The organism is Acinetobacter geminorum (assembly GCF_013009345.1).
Classification (GTDB): domain Bacteria; phylum Pseudomonadota; class Gammaproteobacteria; order Pseudomonadales; family Moraxellaceae; genus Acinetobacter; species Acinetobacter geminorum.
Genome location: NZ_JABELE010000010.1, coordinates 98,636 through 116,380, shown reverse-complemented (window position 1 = coordinate 116,380; position 17,745 = coordinate 98,636). Strand labels below are relative to the sequence as shown.

Genomic DNA, 17,745 nt, shown 5'->3' with positions numbered 1-17,745 from the left:
GCCCTCACAAAGAGGGCTCATTATCACAAACAATATTAAATTATTTGTCTAAGATGTTGAACAAATCTTTTTGTACATCTTCAATTGTACGCAAGCCATCAAGCTTGTCATAAGTTGGCGCATTTTCACCAGAAGCAGCACGACCTTGGTAGAAACCAACCAATTGCTCTGTTTCAGTGTGATAAGATGCTAAACGCTTACGGATTGTTTCTTCTTGGTCATCTGGACGTTGAACAAGATCTTCACCAGTTTCATCATCTTTACCTTCCACTTTAGGTGGATTGTATACAGTGTGATAAACACGGCCAGAAGCTGGATGCTGACGACGACCAGAAAGACGTTTTACGATTTCTTCATCAGGAACATCAATTTCAATCACGTGATCAATGCTAATCCCTTCTTTTTCCAAAGCTTCAGCTTGTGGAATAGTACGTGGGAAACCATCAAAAATGCAGCCATTTGCACAGTCAGGTTGAGCAATACGTTCTTTTACTAAACCGATAATAAGTTCATCTGAAACCAAACCGCCAGATTCCATTACACTTTTAGCTTTTAGACCTAATTCAGTACCTTCACGAATCGCAGCACGGAGCATATCACCGGTTGAAATTTGTGGGACATTGTAGCGCTTACAGATCAACTGAGCCTGAGTCCCTTTGCCTGCTCCAGGTGGTCCGAGTAAAATAATGCGCATAAAAAACATCCTCATTTAAAACAATGAATATGAAGTCCGGCAGAAAAAGTCTCGTTAATCTTCAATAGATCCTGCCTGACATCGAATTATAAGAAAGCCACAAACAAATGTATTGTACCAGCAATAAATCCGGTTACCCCACCTAGTACAATAAGAATCCACTCATCCTCCTGAAATGCAGGACGTAATAAATTCTGAAATTCTTTTGGTGTTAGTTCACGAATACGCTCTTTAAACATTTGAAAAATCTTCTGTGCCCGGCTTGCGTTCAGTGCTGGGTCACATACGGGTCCCATCGTAATTTCAATTGAACGATCAATCAAGTCCGTCTTTAATCTTGCGTACTCTCTTGGCCCTAAAGAAAGCTGTAAAGAGGTGCGAACTAACGGTGTTTCCATGATTTCGTTAATATGACGCTTAACAATGCGGCGCGTTTTATCTTTACGCGGCCCGTACATCATTTCGGTCATAATCGATTTTAACGTGATCAGATCTTCTGTGACTACGCTCGAAAACACATCAGAGACTTCCTCTTGACGCTTCATAAAAGCGCCTTGGACATTATAGGTCCCAATTCGAAGAACTGGTACAATCCATGGAAACTTACGATCTTTTGTTAATCTAAAAATCTGTGGATAACGAATATAATGCGGCTCAATTGGGTTAAACACCATCCAGATTGCGATCCAGTTAGTTAAAAAGCCCCAAATTGCAGCCCAAAATGGTACTGTCCAGTGCCATGGTACTACAAACCAAACCACCATTTGGAAAATACCAAAGAACATCCCAATTAGTGCACTAATATGCCAAATAAAATTAATTTCTTTTTGACCAACCTTTAAGAACATACGTACCATTAAACGGCGATCACCTTCCATCTGGCTCACGACCATTTCACGCATGTTAACCAGTGACTCTACATTCATGGTCAGCTCAGTCACTAATTCTTTTAGCACACCCGGCAATTGCTTATGTGCTTGAGCATAAATACGGCGTTTAATTGAATAAGGTAAATTTTCCCAAAGTACGGCATTACGATCGATCATGACTTCATCAATAAGATGTTCAAGTTCAAAACCGACTTGTTCACCAATAATACGCGCCATATCTTCAGGATCCATTGCTTCTAAAAATTCACGCAATGAACCTAATTTAGATAAAGTGTTATCGGTAATAATCCCAGAGATACGTCCTGCTTTACGTGGCACGATACCTTGCCAACCTACCGGCAATGGTCCTAAATGGAATCCCCAAAATTTAATTGGGTAAAATACCATTTTTAAAGCCATCCACACATGTGCCCATGTGACAAAAGCCGTTACGGGAATAATACTCAAAACGGCCCAAAAATCAGGTCTGTGTAAAAAGGTCTGCCACAATCCACTGACGTACTCTAACATGTAAGACTCTCGTATTTATTTGTGCTCTGCTTATGGCGAGTTAACGATAAACTGCTTTGTTTTATAAACCAAAACTTAGAGAATAAGAAAATTGAATTTGTGGTTTAGTATCTGCAGCAACATTTCCGTTCTGGTCAGTTAATTTTTCAGCCGTACCGATACCCACACTAAAAGTGCTAATTCTTTCTGAATTTAACCACACATAGGCCAAATCAACACCCGCACCTAAACGGGATTTAAAATCACCATCGACCTCTTTACTATCAAGATGACCAGCATAGAAACCGATATAGTAACCATTTTTGTCTGTGCCAGTAAGATAATAAGGATATCGGAAGCCAACTTGACCACCAGCGGTTTTGTCACCATTCAAAAATGCGCCGGCTTTCGCATAGGCAATACCATACGGATTTACCCACTCACCATTTAGATGTAATAATTTTTGAGTAACGCCTGCACCCACATTCCACGTAGATGCCGTATGTCCTGCTAATTTTGCTTCCGGAAGAAACGAGTAGTCTTGAGCATGGGCCCAACTACTTACTGTCAAAACTGCAAGTAAGGGATAAATTTTTCTCATTATTTTCTCCATTTTCCCTAATCGTATGGTGAGAACAACCCTATTCTATTGAATGAGAGACTTTAACAGAATTATTTTGCTTCTTATATACAAGTATCTACAATTTTGTTGTCTGCAAAGTCAAAAAGTATCTTATTAAAATGCAATGAAACTTTGAAAATTATGCAATATTTTAAGTGCTCTTGCGTTAGAATAAGCAGCTATTTTTCTACCCTATGTCATTAAGTCGATCCTTATGAAACAGCACTTTCCTTTAAAAGATATCCAGCAAGAAAAGCGCATTTATCGAGGTCGTATCTTTTTTGCCGTAGGGATCGTGACCATCTGCTTATTAGTCTTAATTAGCCGATACGCTTACCTGCAAATTTTTCACTACGACGAATTCTCGACTGCATCTGACAAAAACCGAATTCGCTTACAACCACTTCCGCCTGCTCGTGGTTATATCTATGACCGAAACGGTGTATTACTAGCAGATAACTATCCTGTTTTTACAGCAACTTTAAGTAAAACAGATGTAGAAGATGCCGACCATGTTGTTGAGCAATTACAGCCTATTTTAGATTTAACACAAGAAGATATTGACCGTTTTAAAAGCCGTATAAAAACTGCCCGTAAAACTGAACGCGTCGCGATTAAACTTAATCTAACTGAAGCCAATATTGCTAAATTTAGTGAAGCCAAATATAAGTTTCCGGGTGTAAGAATCGAGACACAAATGACTCGTTATTATCCACACGGTGAGTTATTTGCCCATGTGATTGGCTATGTCGGGCGTATCAACGACAAAGAATTAAAAAGTATTGATAAAGACTTATATGCTGGGACCAACCTAATTGGAAAAATTGGCGTTGAAAAAAGCTATGAAGACCTATTGCACGGAACACCCGGTTATGAATCTGTTGAAGCAGATGCGCATAGCAATGTATTACGTCATTTAGGCCGCAAAGATCCTACTCGCGGTAATGACCTCTATTTATCTTTAGACTATGGTTTACAAGTTGTCGCTTCTCAACAGCTTGCAGGTCGTCGTGGAGCTATTGTCGCCATTGATCCTCGTACGGGTGAAATTCTAGCGTTAGTGTCTAGCCCAAGTTTTAACCCTAATTTGTTTGTGACTGGCATTAGTCATACTGACTACAGTTCACTACGAGATAATTTAGATCAACCACTCTATAACCGCGCTGTGCAAGGTGTATATCCACCCGGTTCTACCATCAAGCCAATGGAGGCAATGGGTGGTTTACACTACAGTATTGTAGACTGGTCAACAGCAATTTCTGACCCTGGTTATTTCCACTTACCTGGTGATTCACATAAGTTCCGTGACTGGAAAAAATCTGGTCATGGCATCGTGAATATGCATAAAGCCATTGTGCAATCCTGTGATACCTATTTTTATATTCTTGCCCATCAAATGGGCATTGATCAAATGAACCAATGGATGCGTCAATTTGGATTTGGTCAAAAAACAGGGGTCGATTTACCAAGTGAAAGTGAAGGCCTTTATCCAAGTCCTGAATGGAAAATGCGTACGCGTAAAACGAAATGGATGAAGGGCGAAACTATTTCTGTCAGTATTGGTCAAGGCGCGTTTACAGCCACTCCATTGCAGCTTGCGATGGCAACAGCAATTACTGCGAATCATGGTTCTCATGTAACACCTCATGTTTTACGCGCAACTCATGGTGCAAAACCTTTTACAGTACGTAATGCACCTGATGGCAAAATCAACTTTAACGGAACAGATGAAGACTGGATTCAAATGCGTGATGCCATGATTGATGTAATTCAATCAGGTACCGGTCGTGGTATTCGCACTCCCCTCTATCAAATTGCAGGAAAAACAGGTACAGCACAGGTTAAGAGTATTGCACAGGGTAAACGTTATAATGAAGCAGCCTTGACTGAGCGTCAGCTTGACCATGGTTTATTTGTTGGATTTGCCCCTGCTGACAAACCTGAAATTGCGATTGCAGTCATTTGGGAAAATGGTCGTCATGGTGGCTCTGCTGCTAAACTTGCAAGACCTGTGTTTGATTACTGGTTATTAACCCGTAAGAAAAACCCGATTCGTCCAGCAAATCACCAAGTAAATGGCGGGCTAATGACAGCAGGAATTAAACCAGGTGAACTTCCAAGCGGCGGTGAAAGTTCTGGCCCAGCAGCGGCTATAGCTACCACCAACAAACCAGCAGCATCAACACCACAGGCTGCTCCTGCTCGTCCTGCTACCAATGAGGCAGATGAATAATGAAAAATCAATTACGTATAATTGGTGGCGAATGGAAAAGACGAGTACTTCCCTTCGCTAGCATTGAAGGTCTACGTCCAACACCAGATAGAGTACGCGAAACTCTATTTAACTGGCTCATGTGGGATATTCAAAATGCTCAAGTTCTCGACATCTGTACAGGTTCTGGTGCATTAGGTTTTGAGGCTCTGTCACGTGGTGCTGCATCTGTTTATATGATTGAGCCAGATAAGACTCAGGCACGATTTTTAAAAGATAATATTGAACTATTAAAAGCCCAAAATTGTCATCTAATTAACGCAACGGCTCAACAAGCTCTCCCCCGCTTAAAAGAACAGTTCGATGTGGTTTTTTTAGATCCACCTTATAGTCTTGATTTATGGCATGAACTCTCGAACTTGGCCGAGCCTCATATTAAAAAGAATGGGTATATTTATATTGAAGCTGACCGAGATTTATCCCAGCTTCACCTTCCTGCCACATGGCAACAAGTTAAAATCACTAAAGCTGGTACAGTTCACGCAGGGCTTTATCAGAAAATTTAAACATGTAGGATTTTATGGCGAATTAATTTACCTGATCTATTTATTTGAATTAGATTATTTTTATTTCGTATTTCAGAATAAATAGATCGTAAAAAATCGTATGAGTTGACCTCGATCATAAGGAAAACTCGAAATATATTCATAACCAATTTTCAGTCTTGGATTAACACTATAATTAACTCCATATCCAACTGAAATAGATAAATCTTGAATATTAATATGATTCGTAAAACCATTACTGTTTTTATTCTGAAGTTGCCCGGTATCATAGGCTGTATAATTATAAATTACCCAACGCTCATTTGAATAAAACTCGTTTTTGAGCACATTATAGTTATTAACTTCATCATCATGCTCAATGGCTAACCGCCTTTGTTCCAAGTTTAAATCTGATTGATCTAACAACTGGTCTGTATCTAGTAAAGTAGAATCACTTTCTTGTTGAAAAAAATCATAGGCCTGAACATATCCACTGTAAAAGATAATCAGCGCTGTAAAAACAGTATAAATACTTTTATGCACACACATTTTATTTTGCAAATCCAAAAAGGTAGCTCAAAGCTACCTTTTTTTGCAAGGTTTTAATTAACTTAAACCAATGACTGCAACAATTGCTGCGCAAGTACCCATAATTTTTTTGCCATAAGGCACATATCGGCTAAGCACAGCACCCAACACCACCCCACCCAAATAGATAAGCGCCATACCTGCAACCATACCTGTTACTAATGAAACAATATGGCCCGCATGTGCTAACTCAACACCATGAGCCATACCATGGAAGCTTGCAAGTAATGCCGCGGCAATTGGTAAAACTTTATTTGATTTTTTCCATAGCGCAATCGCTGTAATAACTAAAGAAGCAACGATGCCGTATTCAGCTATATTAACTGGTATCAAACCCTGAGCACCTACTAAAAAGCCTATAATTAAGATAATACTTAAGGCAATGGCTCCAGCAATTTTCCACTGTTTAGTTGCTGACCACAACAAGACACCAAAACCTAAAGCCATGACTAAATGATCTAGGCCAGTAAAAGGATGAATAAAACCTGCCATAAAACCAGAATGTGCATGGTCATGTCCTGGATGAGCCATTGCAAGAGCCGGCAATAATGAAAGGAGTGCCACACTCCATTTTTTCATGAAGTCCATAATCTCTCCTTAAGCTTTAAACAGCCCTTGTTTCTCAATAAATTGAATAATTTCTTCAAGCCCATCTTGTGTTTTCATGTTTGAAAATAAAAATGGTTTTTCACCACGCATGCGTTTCGCATCTTGATCCATGACATCAAGGTTTGCACCTACCATTGGCGCAAGATCAGTTTTATTAATAATGAGTAAATCTGACTTAGTAATGCCCGGCCCACCTTTACGAGGAATCTTTTCACCGCCTGCCACATCAATAACATATAAAGTTAAATCAGAAAGCTCTGGACTAAATGTTGCCGCCAAATTATCACCACCACTTTCAATGATAATGAGTTCTAAACCTTCAAATTTTTCACACAAATCATCAATTGCAGCCAAGTTAATTGAAGCATCTTCACGAATTGCTGTATGCGGACAACCACCTGTTTCAACACCCACAATACGATCTGGCGACATCGCTTCATTACGGGTTAAAAAGTTTGAGTCTTCTTTGGTATAAATATCATTTGTCACCACAGCCATATTGTATTTATTACGCAAGGCTAAACATAAATTAAGTGTAAGTGCTGTCTTACCCGAACCCACTGGTCCGCCAATTCCAACTCGTAATGGACTACGTTCTGTCATGATTTTTATCCTTTTTTCCTAAACTTAAGATCTGAATAACCGTGAATATTGTGTTTCGTGTTTCATGCTCAGCATGGCATAACGAGGTAAAGCACTACTCAATTGCTCGTCCTTCAGCTTCAAAGCTTTCTCTACCGCTTGTGGTACTAAACCATGCAAGTGCCATAAAATTCTTTGCCCAGCCATTTGTCCTAAAGGAACAGTTTTTACTGCGGCTAAAACCTGATTTTCTAAAACAGTGAAGGTATAAGCCGTAAGTACATCCATGTCGTTGAGTTCGAGTCGGCCACAAAGCTGTGCATAGACTGGTACGAAACCAAACTGCTTTTTAACCTCAACTGTTTTTTTTAAAACATCTTTAATCCACGCATTTAAAGAAAATGCCAGCTGTTGCGATTCTGCCAAAAGTTCTTTACTTTCTCGACTCGCCTTATACAAATTTGCCCAAACCAAAAATTGTTCTGAGTCATCATGATATTGCATAAGACGCTTTAATACGGGTAGCTCAAATCTTACCAACAACATCTCAAGTACTTCTTCAAAGTAAGCAATTGCCGAGGTTTCATCATGTATTAGGCCAATATCAATTGCCGTTTCTACACCTTGCGAATAACAATACGCCCCAACTGGCAATGCCGTAGAAGACAGTGTCAGTAATTGCAATAATTGCGCGGCGCTATGAATGGACATGGTGCAAAGCTTTAATCGGGCTTAAACGATGGTCATGACTATGCTGCGCATAAGCCCCACTTTCAGGTTCAAACGGATGATCGGTTTCTGTCACCGTAAGTCCCAAACCTTCTACCATTTCTGCGAGCACATGATCAGGCTCAAAATACAAAGCTGTAGGTGTCAGCATTAATGGCACATGTCTATTCCCTAAGTGATAGGCAGCTTTAAGCAAATCAAAATCGGTTTGAGCAGTGACTTGCATTAACCGTTCAGGCTTGGCATCCACACGTAATACCTCCCCCTCTTGCGTTGCAATATATGAGCCACTACGCAAAATGCCAGTACGTGGTAAATCAGCACCAATATCGATGCCACTTGCCAAAGCCGCTCGGAATCGTGATTTTTGACGGGTATCAAAAGTCAATTCAACTGTTTCAAATGCCTGATCAGGAGAAATATCTTCAAGACGTTGGGTATAGATTTTCATTTAGCTTTTCTCTCCTTATTTATTTCTTTCATATCTAGAGTAATGAGGCAAATCATCTCTATAAAACTTATCAAAATAAGAAATAACGCTGTGCCATCGGTAACACATCAGCAGGTTCACACGTTAATAATTCACCATCAGCCCGCACCTCATAAGTTTCAGGATGAACATGCATAACTGGACAATATGTGTTGTGCTTCATATCGGCTTTAGTAATTGCACGCGTGTTTTTACATGGGCTAATTAACTTTTTAAGATTTAGTTTATCAGCAACTTTTTCATCAATTGCCACTTGAGATAAAAAGGTAATACAGGTGTTATGTACACCACGCGGATAAGCCCCAAACATTGGGCGATAATGCACGGGTTGAGGTGTCGGAATTGAAGCATTAATGTCACCCATCGGTGCCGCTGCAATCATGCCACCTTTAATAATCATGGAAGGTTTTACACCAAAAAAAGCAGGCTTCCATAACACCAGATCAGCAAGTTTTCCAGCCTCAATCGAACCCACTTCATGGCTTAAACCATGGGTAATTGCTGGGTTAATTGTATATTTGGCAATGTAGCGTTTAACGCGATTGTTATCATGAAACTCATTATCACCATCTAGAGGACCACGTTGAACTTTCATTTTATGTGCAGTTTGCCAAGTACGTAAAATCACTTCGCCTACGCGGCCCATTGCCTGAGAGTCAGAAGACATCATCGAAATTGCGCCCAAATCTTGCAAAATATCTTCGGCGGCAATGGTTTCACGGCGAATACGACTTTCAGCAAAAGCGATATCTTCAGCAATTGCTGGATCCAAATGATGGCAAACCATGAGCATATCTAAATGCTCATCAATAGTATTGATCGTATAAGGTCGTGTTGGGTTGGTCGAAGATGGCAAGACATTACTTTGTCCAATTGCTTTTAAAATGTCAGGTGCATGCCCACCACCCGCACCTTCGGTATGGTACGTATGAATCGTGCGATCTTTAAACGCAGCCAGTGTTTCTTCTAAAAAACCACCTTCATTTAAAGTATCTGTATGAATAGCGACCTGCACATCAAACTCATCCGCCACACTCAAGCAGTTATCAATAGCTGCTGGTGTTGAGCCCCAGTCTTCATGTAGTTTTAACCCAATTACACCAGCTTTAATTTGCTCTCGAATTGGGTCTGGCAAACTCAAATTACCTTTGCCTAACAGGCCAATATTCATAGGCAAATCATCAATCGCCTGCAACATAGTCGCAATATGCCAAGGACCTGGAGTTACTGTCGTTGCTGAAGTTCCAGCCGCAGGTCCTGTTCCGCCACCCACCATTGTTGTTGTACCCGACATAAGTGCAGTTTCAACTTGTTGAGGACAAATCCAGTGGATGTGAGTATCAATACCACCTGCCGTTAAAATTTGCCCTTCACCCGCAATCACTTCTGTTGCAGCACCTAAAGGAATGGTAATGTCAGGTTGAATATCAGGATTTCCAGCTTTCCCTATTTTCCAGATTCGACCATTTTTTAAACCAACATCCGCCTTTATAATTCCCCACCAATCCACAATCAAAGCATTGGTAATCACAGTGTCGGCAACTTCATCAGCTAAAAGTTGAGATTGCCCCATTCCATCACGAATGACTTTGCCACCGCCAAACTTAACTTCTTCACCATAAGTCGTTAAATCTTGCTCAACCTCAATAAAAAGCTCTGTATCAGCCAAGCGAATACGATCTCCAACCGTTGGACCAAACATCTCAGCATATGCACGACGTGACATTTTCATAACTTACTACTCATCTCTTTCATTATCGTTGTTATGTCTAGTCCAGCTTGCCCATAACTCGGCCTGCAAAACCATAAACTTCTCGCTTACCCGCTAAAGCAACAAGCTCAACCTCCCGACTTTGTCCAGGTTCAAAACGTATCGCTGTACCAGCTGCAATATTTAGTCGAAAACCCTTCGCCATTTCGCGATTAAACTGTAATGCATCATTTGCTTCATAAAAATGAAAATGAGAACCCACCTGAATAGGCCGATCGCCAATGTTGGCAACTACAACTTTTAAAGTTTGCCGCCCAACATTCAGTTCAATATCAGCATCTGGAGTAATGATTTCACCGGGGATCATAAGCGTTCCTTTTATACGATTGGCTGATGAACAGTGACTAACTTCGAGCCATCAGGAAAAGTTGCTTCGACCTGAACCTCAGCAATCATTTCTGGCACACCATCCATCACATCTTCGCGCTTTAATAAAGTTGTACCGTAATGCATCAAGTCACTCACCGTCATACCGTCCCTCGCCCCTTCAAGCAAAGCAGCAGAAATAAAAGCGATAGCTTCGGGATAATTTAGTTTCAAACCACGAGCTTTACGGCGCTCAGCAACTAGTCCTGCGGTAAAAATAAGTAATTTATCTTTTTCTGTTGGATTGAGTTCCATATCTCTTTCCTAAATAGCATCTAATTTTCTTTAAGCAAAATACGTGCTCAAAAGCAGCATACTTGTTTTAATCGTTTTTTAAATACGCAATTTAACGTAAATTAGGTTCTCCAAATTCTCGGAAATTCTTCATCTAAATCAAACCAATAATGTCTTAATCTTGCTCTTATTGCCGCAAAAGCATCATGGCAATGTCGGACATCATTTCCCAAGAAACGCGCACAAACTACATCATCTAATAACGTTAAAGTTACAGGGGCTTGCATACGCATCATCAATTCACGAATGAGTTCGAGCTGTTGTTCTAAATAAAATGAAGATCGATATTTCTCAGGAGCAACCGCCCAAAAGCTTCCCATTACGGCTTGATTATTCATACCTAAACACGAACTAAGCCAACGGTCTTCACCCTCAAAAAACAATGTATCTGCAACCAATAATTTTTGTTCTCGCCACAACTTAAACTGGTTGTGATAACTTCCCTGCACAAAACGTTCAGCGCGTGCCTGTCGCCCGAGTACCAACATATCCCAGCCAATAAAACTGGCAGCATGGTCAAGATGAATATGAGTTTCTGAGTGTGCTAGAGCTCCGTCAAATAACATAGATTCCTGCGGAACCCACTCCAGAATAGACTGATCTCGCACATGAAGATGAATATGCTGAAAGGCTTGCTTTCCATTGGTTTTGTACCACTTTCCCGCACCAGGAGTCGTTACAACCGCATGAGCTTGATCTTTGGTTTCGATTTGAAAAGTAAGATGATCACCTCCTGCGATTCCTGCGGGGGGATGTACAATAATGGCGTGACATACACCTGTTTTTTCAGGCCAGAGCATTTTTTGCACCCTTACAGGGCCATGATGCTTTCTGTGACTCATTATGGTGCGAGAATTTTCAAAACAAAATCCGAGCTCTAATCGCGCATACCAAAATGGTGCTAAAGATTTTTTTGAAAACGTTTGTACCTGATTCATTCTGGTTCATATGTTCAAAATAAGTGCCTAAAGTTATAAGCAAAATACGCACCAAATATAAAAATAAGCAAAATGATAAAATTAGATACAATTTTTCGATTTTAATGAGTTAAAAAATCATCAATGTCTAACATAAAAGCACAGTAACTCTTGGAATTATTTATACAATAGCGCCCACCGTTGCTTCCATACTTACTCTCCATGAAACTTTTTTTCGTGTTAACACCACTTGTCTTTTTAACTGGGTGTATTTTTGGCCAATCTAGTGAGGTCAAACGTGCAGAAAAAATTCTCCATAATTTTGAATGTAAAAATGTTGAGACAAGTCAGATTGCAACAAGCTCAATTAATACTTACTACCAACAATCTTTAGCGGTAAGCAAAGAAAAAGCGACTTCATATGTAGAGAGTTACAAGAATGGTGAAGAGTTATTCGACATGCCGCTAGATGAAGTTTTAAAGCAACAATATCAACTTTATAAATCAGCTTGTGATTCTTTAGGTGGGGTTTCTTCTCAACCTTGATAAATAAAGGTATTCATTAATTTTAGTGGATACCTTAATTTTTCTTTTTAATTTTTATTTCTTTCTCTTTTTGATTAAATCTTACTCACTTTACCTTTTGTTAAAATTAAATTACATACTTAAACTTTTATTAGGCTCTTATATTTCATAGCCTGTTTACTTGTTTTTTATTTATTTTCCGAGGTTTAGATCATCATGAAAAAAACACTATTATCAGTAGCACTCTTAAGTATCCTTCTTGCCGCTTGTAGCAAAAATGAAAATAAAACCGACACGACAACTCAAGCATCTGCTCCAGCACAAACGACTGAAGCAAATAACAATGCTGTAGATAGCGCGCACACAGCGGAAAACTCACTCGATTGGGACGGCACATATAAAGGCACTCTCCCATGCGCAGACTGTGAAGGTATTAAAACTGAATTAGAACTTAAAGATGATAAAACCTACGAGCTGACTGAAACTTATCTTGGTAAAGGCGATACAAAACCATTTGAAACCCATGGTACGTTTACTTTTGACAAAGATAATACTTCAGTTATTACCTTAGATGATAAAGGCCAAAACCGTAAATTCTTTATCGGTGAAAACACTGCAACTGCTTTAGATATGGAAGGTAAGAAAGTTGAAGGTTCTTTAGCCGAACACTATGTTTTGAAAAAATAATTTTTTAGTTATGAAAAAAACCCGCTCATTTGAGCGGGTTTTTTATGAATCAATTCTTAGTGAGCTGCGAATTGGTTCATTGTGTTTTTAGCATCGTCATGTGCTTTAAGAGCGTTGTCACCAGAGAAGATTTCTTTGTGATCATCACCGATGTCAGAACCCGCCATTGCTTGGTGTTTAACACAAGCGATACCACCGCGGATTTCTTTACGTTGTACGCCAGCAACATAAGCCAACATACCTTCAGAACCGAAGTAACCTTGTGCAAGCTCATGAGTAGAAAGAGCAGCAGTGTGGTAAGTCGGAAGTGTGATCAAGTGATGGAACACACCCGCTTCACGAGAAGCATCTGCTTGGAAAGTACGGATCTTGTCATCAGCATCAGCAGCTAATTCCGTGTTGTCATATTCAGCACTCATTAATTTAGCGCGGTCATATGCAGAAACGTCTTTACCTTCAGCAACCCAACGGTCATAAGCTTGTTGACGGAAGTTTAAAGTCCAGTTGAATGATGGGCTGTTGTTATAAACAAGCTTAGCATTTGGAACAACTTCTTTAACACGGTTAACCATGTGTGCGATTTCTTCTACGTTTGGAGTCGCAGTTTCGATCCAAAGAAGGTCAGCACCATTTTGTAAGCTAGACACACAGTCAAGTACAACACGGTCAATTTGAGTGTCAGCACGGAACTGATATAAGCCAGAAGGTAAACGCTTAGGACGGTGTAATTTACCATCACGCTTGATTAAGATTTCATCTTCTTGAGCATCAGCAATGTCAATTTCTTGAGTATCTAAGTAGCTGATGTATTGAGAAGCGATGTCACCTGGCTCTTTAACCACTGGGATTTTTTGAGTCAAGTCAGCGCCTTCAGAGTCAGTACGCGCAACAATGATACCTTCTTCAAGACCCATTTCTAAGAATGCATAGCGTAATGCATGGATCTTAGCGATGAAGTCTTCGTGTGGAACAGTTACTTTACCAGCTTGGTGACCACATTGTTTAGCATCAGATACTTGGTTTTCGATTTGAAGCGCACAAGCACCAGCTTCGATCATTTTCTTAGCAAGTAAGTAAGTTGCTTCTTCGTTACCGAAACCAGCATCGATGTCCGCAATAATTGGCACAACGTGAGTTTCAAAGTTGTCGATTTGAGCTGTGATTTCAGCTGCTTTAGCAGTATCACCAGCTTCTTGTGCTTTTTTAAGCGCACGGAATAAATCGTTTAATTCTTTTGCGTCAGCTTGACGTAAGAAAGTATAGATTTCTTCGATCAATGCAGGAACAGAAGTTTTTTCGTGCATAGATTGGTCAGGAAGTGGACCAAATTCAGAACGAAGAGCAGCAACCATCCAACCAGAAAGGTAGATATAACGTTTGCTTGTAGTACCGAAATATTTTTTGTTCGCAATCATTTTTTGTTGTGCGATGAAACCATGCCAGCAACCTAATGATTGAGTGTATTTGCTTGAGTCAGCATCGTATTCAGCCATATCACGACGCATAATCGCAGCTGTATACTTAGCAATATCTAAACCAGTTTTGAAACGGTTTTGAAGTTGCATACGAGCAGCATCTTCTGGGCTAATGTCTGCCCAAGTATTGCCGAATTTTGCTTTTAATTGACGTACTGCATCAATCGCTGTTTGATATGTAGTCATGATATTGTCCTGTATTCATTTTAGGATTTCATCGATTGAAGCCTAGAGTCACGTTACTTAAATTTCTTATGACACCAGCTGCTTCCTCATGAACACAGCTTAGACTTAGCCAATCAATTAATCCAATATCCTTTGTTAATCTTCAGTATTTATTTAAAAAATATACCAATAAATCGATATTATAGATAAAACCAAAAACTTTAACACTTTGTTTATAAAAATAAAATTATCCTAAAGGAGTATAGGGTTTTATTCTAAAAACTCACTAAGTCTTATTTTTATACAATTTTCGGAGATTTTCCACTCATTTTTAAACCTAAAAGTCAATTGTAAATTAGGCTATTTTTGCCAATGCAAAAAGTCAATTGATATGCTAGAAATTGAGAAGTCACCCATAAATATATTCTATTTAAAGTTGAGACATTCAAAACTAAGCAAAGACAATAAAATCGTGCGTTTGAAACACCTTTCAACCCTACCTAATTCCTACAAAAAATGTCGCTTTTCTCATCATTTTTTCACACAATGATTATTAAATATGGCATAATTTGAAACAATTTCAGGGTTTTATTTTCGGTATTTTTTTTATGAATCTGGAGCGAGTAGATCTTAATCTATTAATATATCTTGATGTACTTCTTCGTGAAAAAAATGTTACGCGCGCAGCCGAACAGCTTGGGGTAACTCAGCCTGCAATGAGTAATATTTTACGTCGCTTACGTAATTTATTTAATGATCCGCTTCTTATCCGTTCTTCTGAAGGGATGACCCCAACAGAACGTGCACTTGAATTACAACCTCGTATTCGTGATGCCCTTTCTGATCTCTCCATGATTTTGGAACCCCGTACCGAATTCCGCCCTTATACAAGTAATCGCGTTTTCCGCATTATGACATCTGACTATGCCGAGGCAACTTTAGTTCCTCGTCTTGTCAAAGCTCTACGCTCTGAAGCTCCAAATGTTGTACTCGACTTTCTTACACCAAGCGATGTGTCTTATAGAGACATGGAACAAGGTAAAGTCGATCTTGCGATCAATAGATTTAATGAAATACCGCAAAGTTTCCACCAAGTTTTAGTGTGGCGTGATAGTTTCAGCTGTATTCTTAATGACAAACACCCTGCTGTAACTCATTTGAATCTTAAAAGTTATCTAGATGCACAGCATATCTGGGTCTCTAAAACAGGTATGGGTGTAGGCTTTGGGGTAAATCCAGATAAACAAGGCGGTTTAGGCTGGATCGATCAAGCATTAGAACGTATTGGTCAACGTCGTAAAATTTCTGTATTTACTCGTCACTACCAAATGCCAGCATTACTTGCTCAAAATGTTGACCTGATTGCCACCCTTCCAACTCGGATGGCGCGCCTACAAACTCAAAACCCAAAACTGGTTATAAAGGATCCTCCTTTTTATATTCCAGAATTTGAACTTAAAATGGCTTGGTGCCCATTATTACATCATCACCCAGCTCATCGCTGGTTGCGCCAACTTATTTTATTTGTTGCTCGTCAAATGATTGAAGAAGAAAACCGTGAATTTCTAACAAATAATTCGCAATTTTCTCACTATTAAGTAAATTTTGATTTAATTGTCGATTTTAGACATTATCTTCAAGCGCTGAGCAATCAATCTGATTACCTCAGCGCTTTTTTGTGTTAAAACATAGTCATAATAATGATGAACCTCGGGTGATTTGTGAGTCTCTTTCAAAATATCATTATCATCGTACTGCTCATCATCGCAGCAGGCTTTTTATCTTTAACTGAAATTGCATTGGCTGGCGCCAGAAAAGTAAAGTTAAAAATTTTAGCCGAAGCTGGCGAAGAACGTGCCCAACAAGTACTTGATCTACAAGAACAATCTGCCGACTTTTTTGCAGCTTCTCAAATTGGCCTAAATGCAGTTGCAATTTTAGGCGGTATTTTGGGTGAAGCTGCTTTTCGTCCTTTTTTCGTCACTTTAGTTGACCGCTTTTATGAAGGCCCTTGGACACAAACTATCGGTTTTGCCCTCTCCTTCACTTTAGTAACTTCCTTATTTATTTTATTCGCCGATCTCATGCCAAAACGTTTGGCAATGATTGCACCTGAAAAAATTGCAATTAGCGTTATTAACCCGATTCAAGTTTTTATTAAGGTATGTAAACCCTTAGCTTGGGGAATTAATGCTATTGCGAACCTGTTATTTCGATTGTTTAAAGTCAATACAACACGCGAAGATAACATTACTTTTGATGATATCTCAGCGGTCATGGATGCAGGTGCTCAAGCTGGTGTACTTCAAAAACAAGAGCACCACTTTATTGAAAATGTTTTTGAATTAGAAGAACGCACAGTACCCTCAAGCATGACGACACGCGAGAACGTCGTTTATTTCACCTTAAATGAACATGAAGATAGTATTCGACAAAAATTAGCAGAATATCCTTATTCAAAATTTTTGGTGTGTAATGAAAATATTGATCAAGTCATTGGCTATGTTGATGCTAAAGATTTCTTAGTACGCATTTTAAATAATCAATCACCAACTCAATTAAATGAGTCTACCATTCGTACTGTACTCATGATTCCCGACACCCTCACACTCTCTGAACTACTCGACCGGTTTCGCTCTACAAAAGAGAAATTTGCTGTCGTTATCAATGAATATGCACTTGTTGTAGGAGTAATTACATTAAGTGATATCATGATTACAGTTATGGGTGATTGGGTTACCCCTATTGAAGAAGAACAGCAAATCATTAAACGTGATAATAACTCTTGGTTAATTGATGGCAGCACACCAATTGATGACCTAAGACATGCTCTTGAAATTGATGAAATGCCTGATGAAGAAAACTATGAGACACTCGCAGGTTTTATGATGTACCGTTTACGTAAAATTCCGCGTCCAGCAGATTTTGTAGAATTTGGTGGCTATAAATTTGAAGTTGTCGATGTCGACCATTTTAAAATTGACCAACTTCTTGTAACTCGAATTTTAGAACAAACCGAAACACACTCATCAATTGATGAAAACTAATCATTATTAATTTAAATACCCCACAATTTAGCTGGGGTATTTTTTTAA

The 17,745-nt window shown here is 39.3% G+C and carries 19 protein-coding genes; 6 read left to right on the top strand and 13 right to left on the bottom strand.

The annotated features are described in order from the left end of the window. Positions 1-40: 40 nt before the first annotated feature. From adk to HJG58_RS11230, 3 genes are all read right to left on the bottom strand, one after another. Positions 41-694: an adenylate kinase gene (gene adk, locus HJG58_RS11240; protein WP_002117671.1), complete on the bottom strand. Its 654-nt coding sequence runs from the start codon at positions 692-694 to the stop codon at positions 41-43. Positions 695-780: 86 nt separating this feature from the next. Then, positions 781-2,094 carry a DUF445 domain-containing protein gene (locus HJG58_RS11235; protein WP_005070566.1) on the bottom strand — a complete coding sequence of 438 codons (1,314 nt, stop codon included), beginning with the start codon at positions 2,092-2,094 and terminating at the stop codon, positions 781-783. A 61-nt stretch (positions 2,095-2,155) separates the two neighbouring features. Further along, on the bottom strand, positions 2,156-2,674 hold the full coding sequence (locus HJG58_RS11230) for a hypothetical protein (protein WP_170248916.1): 519 nt from the start codon (positions 2,672-2,674) through the stop codon (positions 2,156-2,158). Positions 2,675-2,909: 235 nt separating this feature from the next. Between HJG58_RS11230 and mrdA the strand changes: the two genes are divergently transcribed. Continuing rightward, positions 2,910-4,928 (top strand): penicillin-binding protein 2, encoded by a 2,019-nt coding sequence (gene mrdA / locus HJG58_RS11225; protein WP_170248915.1) that lies wholly within the window; start codon positions 2,910-2,912, stop codon positions 4,926-4,928. After that, positions 4,928-5,473, top strand: a complete 546-nt coding sequence (gene rsmD / locus HJG58_RS11220) for a 16S rRNA (guanine(966)-N(2))-methyltransferase RsmD (protein ID WP_170248914.1) — start codon at positions 4,928-4,930, stop codon at positions 5,471-5,473. The genes mrdA and rsmD overlap by 1 nt, the downstream gene beginning before the upstream one ends. Before the next feature lie 72 nt (positions 5,474-5,545). Here the strand turns inward: rsmD and HJG58_RS11215 are convergent, their stop codons facing one another. The 9 genes from HJG58_RS11215 to HJG58_RS11175 all read right to left on the bottom strand — a co-directional run bounded on the left by HJG58_RS11215 (position 5,546) and on the right by HJG58_RS11175 (position 11,819). Then, positions 5,546-6,001, bottom strand: a complete 456-nt coding sequence (locus HJG58_RS11215) for a hypothetical protein (RefSeq protein ID WP_170248967.1) — start codon at positions 5,999-6,001, stop codon at positions 5,546-5,548. Positions 6,002-6,058: 57 nt separating this feature from the next. Further along, a complete protein-coding gene (locus HJG58_RS11210) occupies positions 6,059-6,628 on the bottom strand; it encodes a HupE/UreJ family protein (protein WP_170248913.1) in 570 nt (189 codons plus the stop codon). A 9-nt stretch (positions 6,629-6,637) separates the two neighbouring features. Beyond that, positions 6,638-7,252, bottom strand: coding sequence for an urease accessory protein UreG (gene ureG / locus HJG58_RS11205; RefSeq protein WP_002117800.1), 615 nt, complete (start codon positions 7,250-7,252; stop codon positions 6,638-6,640). 24 nt (positions 7,253-7,276) lie between these two features. Then, a complete protein-coding gene (locus tag HJG58_RS11200) occupies positions 7,277-7,942 on the bottom strand; it encodes an urease accessory protein UreF (RefSeq protein WP_086264896.1) in 666 nt (221 codons plus the stop codon). Further along, positions 7,929-8,411, bottom strand: a complete 483-nt coding sequence (ureE, locus tag HJG58_RS11195; RefSeq protein ID WP_086264895.1) for an urease accessory protein UreE — start codon at positions 8,409-8,411, stop codon at positions 7,929-7,931. The genes HJG58_RS11200 and ureE overlap by 14 nt, the downstream gene beginning before the upstream one ends. 70 nt (positions 8,412-8,481) lie before the next feature. Next, positions 8,482-10,182 (bottom strand): urease subunit alpha, encoded by a 1,701-nt coding sequence (gene ureC / locus HJG58_RS11190; protein ID WP_170248912.1) that lies wholly within the window; start codon positions 10,180-10,182, stop codon positions 8,482-8,484. 37 nt (positions 10,183-10,219) lie between these two features. Next, on the bottom strand, positions 10,220-10,528 hold the full coding sequence (locus HJG58_RS11185; RefSeq protein WP_086264893.1) for an urease subunit beta: 309 nt from the start codon (positions 10,526-10,528) through the stop codon (positions 10,220-10,222). Between the two features lie 11 nt (positions 10,529-10,539). Further along, on the bottom strand, positions 10,540-10,842 hold the full coding sequence (ureA, locus tag HJG58_RS11180) for an urease subunit gamma (RefSeq protein ID WP_002117495.1): 303 nt from the start codon (positions 10,840-10,842) through the stop codon (positions 10,540-10,542). Between the two features lie 101 nt (positions 10,843-10,943). Continuing rightward, positions 10,944-11,819 (bottom strand): urease accessory protein UreD, encoded by an 876-nt coding sequence (locus tag HJG58_RS11175; protein ID WP_216076564.1) that lies wholly within the window; start codon positions 11,817-11,819, stop codon positions 10,944-10,946. Between the two features lie 201 nt (positions 11,820-12,020). Between HJG58_RS11175 and HJG58_RS11170 the strand changes: the two genes are divergently transcribed. Beyond that, complete coding sequence (locus HJG58_RS11170) at positions 12,021-12,344, top strand: hypothetical protein (RefSeq protein WP_171545271.1); 324 nt, start codon at positions 12,021-12,023, stop codon at positions 12,342-12,344. A gap of 195 nt (positions 12,345-12,539) precedes the next feature. After that, positions 12,540-13,010, top strand: coding sequence for a copper resistance protein NlpE (locus HJG58_RS11165; RefSeq protein WP_086264892.1), 471 nt, complete (start codon positions 12,540-12,542; stop codon positions 13,008-13,010). Positions 13,011-13,066: 56 nt separating this feature from the next. Here the strand turns inward: HJG58_RS11165 and HJG58_RS11160 are convergent, their stop codons facing one another. Further along, positions 13,067-14,671, bottom strand: a complete 1,605-nt coding sequence (locus tag HJG58_RS11160) for an isocitrate lyase (protein WP_002117581.1) — start codon at positions 14,669-14,671, stop codon at positions 13,067-13,069. A gap of 587 nt (positions 14,672-15,258) precedes the next feature. Between HJG58_RS11160 and HJG58_RS11155 the strand changes: the two genes are divergently transcribed. Both HJG58_RS11155 and HJG58_RS11150 read left to right on the top strand, forming a co-directional pair. After that, positions 15,259-16,248 carry a LysR family transcriptional regulator gene (locus HJG58_RS11155; RefSeq protein WP_004703082.1) on the top strand — a complete coding sequence of 330 codons (990 nt, stop codon included), beginning with the start codon at positions 15,259-15,261 and terminating at the stop codon, positions 16,246-16,248. A gap of 123 nt (positions 16,249-16,371) precedes the next feature. After that, positions 16,372-17,697: a polyamine export protein PaeA gene (locus HJG58_RS11150; protein WP_002117726.1), complete on the top strand. Its 1,326-nt coding sequence runs from the start codon at positions 16,372-16,374 to the stop codon at positions 17,695-17,697. The last annotated feature ends 48 nt before the right edge of the window (positions 17,698-17,745 follow it).

Excerpts from the sequence above, each read along its gene's own strand:
- HJG58_RS11215 (WP_170248967.1), bottom strand. The coding sequence starts at position 6,001 with ATGTGTGTGCATAAAAGTATTTATACTGTTTTTACAGCGCTGATTATC.
- HJG58_RS11185 (WP_086264893.1), bottom strand. The coding sequence starts at position 10,528 with ATGATCCCCGGTGAAATCATTACTCCAGATGCTGATATTGAACTGAAT.
- HJG58_RS11160 (WP_002117581.1), bottom strand. The coding sequence starts at position 14,671 with ATGACTACATATCAAACAGCGATTGATGCAGTACGTCAATTAAAAGCA.
- HJG58_RS11230 (WP_170248916.1), bottom strand. The coding sequence starts at position 2,674 with ATGAGAAAAATTTATCCCTTACTTGCAGTTTTGACAGTAAGTAGTTGG.
- HJG58_RS11200 (WP_086264896.1), bottom strand. The coding sequence starts at position 7,942 with ATGTCCATTCATAGCGCCGCGCAATTATTGCAATTACTGACACTGTCT.
- HJG58_RS11155 (WP_004703082.1), top strand. The coding sequence starts at position 15,259 with ATGAATCTGGAGCGAGTAGATCTTAATCTATTAATATATCTTGATGTA.
- HJG58_RS11210 (WP_170248913.1), bottom strand. The coding sequence starts at position 6,628 with ATGGACTTCATGAAAAAATGGAGTGTGGCACTCCTTTCATTATTGCCG.
- rsmD (WP_170248914.1), top strand. The coding sequence starts at position 4,928 with ATGAAAAATCAATTACGTATAATTGGTGGCGAATGGAAAAGACGAGTA.
- ureG (WP_002117800.1), bottom strand. The coding sequence starts at position 7,252 with ATGACAGAACGTAGTCCATTACGAGTTGGAATTGGCGGACCAGTGGGT.
- HJG58_RS11170 (WP_171545271.1), top strand. The coding sequence starts at position 12,021 with ATGAAACTTTTTTTCGTGTTAACACCACTTGTCTTTTTAACTGGGTGT.
- mrdA (WP_170248915.1), top strand. The coding sequence starts at position 2,910 with ATGAAACAGCACTTTCCTTTAAAAGATATCCAGCAAGAAAAGCGCATT.
- HJG58_RS11175 (WP_216076564.1), bottom strand. The coding sequence starts at position 11,819 with ATGAATCAGGTACAAACGTTTTCAAAAAAATCTTTAGCACCATTTTGG.
- ureE (WP_086264895.1), bottom strand. The coding sequence starts at position 8,411 with ATGAAAATCTATACCCAACGTCTTGAAGATATTTCTCCTGATCAGGCA.
- ureA (WP_002117495.1), bottom strand. The coding sequence starts at position 10,842 with ATGGAACTCAATCCAACAGAAAAAGATAAATTACTTATTTTTACCGCA.
- adk (WP_002117671.1), bottom strand. The coding sequence starts at position 694 with ATGCGCATTATTTTACTCGGACCACCTGGAGCAGGCAAAGGGACTCAG.
- HJG58_RS11165 (WP_086264892.1), top strand. The coding sequence starts at position 12,540 with ATGAAAAAAACACTATTATCAGTAGCACTCTTAAGTATCCTTCTTGCC.
- ureC (WP_170248912.1), bottom strand. The coding sequence starts at position 10,182 with ATGAAAATGTCACGTCGTGCATATGCTGAGATGTTTGGTCCAACGGTT.
- HJG58_RS11235 (WP_005070566.1), bottom strand. The coding sequence starts at position 2,094 with ATGTTAGAGTACGTCAGTGGATTGTGGCAGACCTTTTTACACAGACCT.